The organism is Citrobacter sp. wls718, from assembly GCF_005280945.1.
GTDB classification, from domain to species: domain Bacteria; phylum Pseudomonadota; class Gammaproteobacteria; order Enterobacterales; family Enterobacteriaceae; genus Citrobacter; species Citrobacter gillenii.
Window position 1 is genome coordinate 1 of the sequence record NZ_SZWV01000078.1, and the last position, 1,447, is coordinate 1,447.

At 47.1% G+C, this 1,447-nt stretch carries 1 protein-coding gene; it reads left to right on the forward strand.

Annotated features, from left to right (window positions below; translation table 11 throughout):
• The first annotated feature begins 241 nt into the window (after positions 1 to 241).
• A complete protein-coding gene (locus FDW95_RS15525; protein WP_115257715.1) occupies positions 242 to 1,294 on the forward strand; it encodes a site-specific DNA-methyltransferase in 1,053 nt (350 codons plus the stop codon).
• Positions 1,295 to 1,447: the final 153 nt, after the last annotated feature.

Sequence of the window (1,447 nt, forward strand, 5' to 3'; positions counted from 1 at the left end):
TCAGTAAGTTGGCAGCATCACCGGGATTACGTTCCAAATTCTCATTTGGCCCGAAGATTAAAAAGTAAATATTGTATGCTTGTTCAAAAACGAGCATTTCCTGCTGTGAAGAATGGGCGGCTGGTGGGTGTTGTAGCACCCGGCCAGCCATCAGCTCATGCTTTCAGGTCACAAGCTAACCAAGGCCCACTGCTTTAGCGCAAAAGCAACGTGAGCCTATCAGAGTTACGCTAACTGATCTATGAAAAATACTGTAAAAATAAACAGTGTTGAGTTGATCAACGCTGATAGCCTGCATTACGTCGCCACCCTCCCGGATAACTCTATTGATCTAATAGTTACGGATCCGCCGTACTTCAAAGTGAAGCCCAACTGCTGGGACAACCAATGGAAGGGGGACGAGGACTACTTACGCTGGCTTGATAGCTGTCTGGCTGAGTATGCTCGCGTTCTTAAACCTGCAGGCAGCATTTACCTGTTTTGTGGTCACCGACTGGCCTCAGATATAGAGATTATGATGCGTGCCCGGTTCAACGTTTTGAATCACATAATTTGGGCAAAACCATCGGGCCGCTGGAATGGATGTAACAAAGAAAGCCTGCGTGCGTACTTTCCATCTACGGAACGGATTTTGTTTGCTGAGCACTATCTTGGGCCGTACACAGGTAAAGAGGATGTTTACGAAAGGAAAAGCACAGAGCTAAAGCAGCACATTATGACGCCGCTGATTGATTACTTCCGTAATGCCCGTGAATCACTGGGTGTCAGCTCGAAAGAAATAGCTGAGGCAACCGGAAAGAAAAACATGGCGTCACACTGGTTTGGTGCAAGCCAATGGCAACTACCAAATGAAGTGGACTATAGAAAATTGCAGGAACTGTTCACGCGGATCGCTATCGATAAGCACATTCAGCAGAAGCTTGAACATCCTCACCACCAGCTGGTAGCTACCTATCAGTCAATAAACCGCAAATATTCAGAATTGCTGGAGGAATACAAAACCCTCCGGCGCTGCTTCTCTGTTTCTGCTCTTGTTCCGTATACCGACGTATGGACGCATAAGCCTATTCAGTTTTATCCAGGTAAACACCCATGTGAAAAACCTGCCGACATGCTGAAGCAGATCATTAGCGCCAGCAGCAGACCGGGGGATATTGTCGCCGATTTCTTTATGGGCTCTGGTTCAACTGTGAAAGCTGCAATAGAACTTGGCCGTCGGGCGATCGGCGTAGAACTGGAAACTGACAGGTTTATTCAAACCACCGAAGAGGTGGAAAAACTGAACAAAACATAACGATCATCGCGCCCCTGTGGATGTGGTGATTACCATTTTCAGGCACCGGGAATCATCCTTACTTTTATTTGAACAAAAGAGCCCGGTTGCCTGATTCCACATCCCCTCATTTCTGAGAGGAATCACAGCAATTAAGAGGGGGCTAAATGTCCG

Bases quoted from the DNA above. Each gene is read 5' to 3' on its own strand.
- FDW95_RS15525 (WP_115257715.1), top strand. From the start codon at position 242: ATGAAAAATACTGTAAAAATAAACAGTGTTGAGTTGATCAACGCTGAT.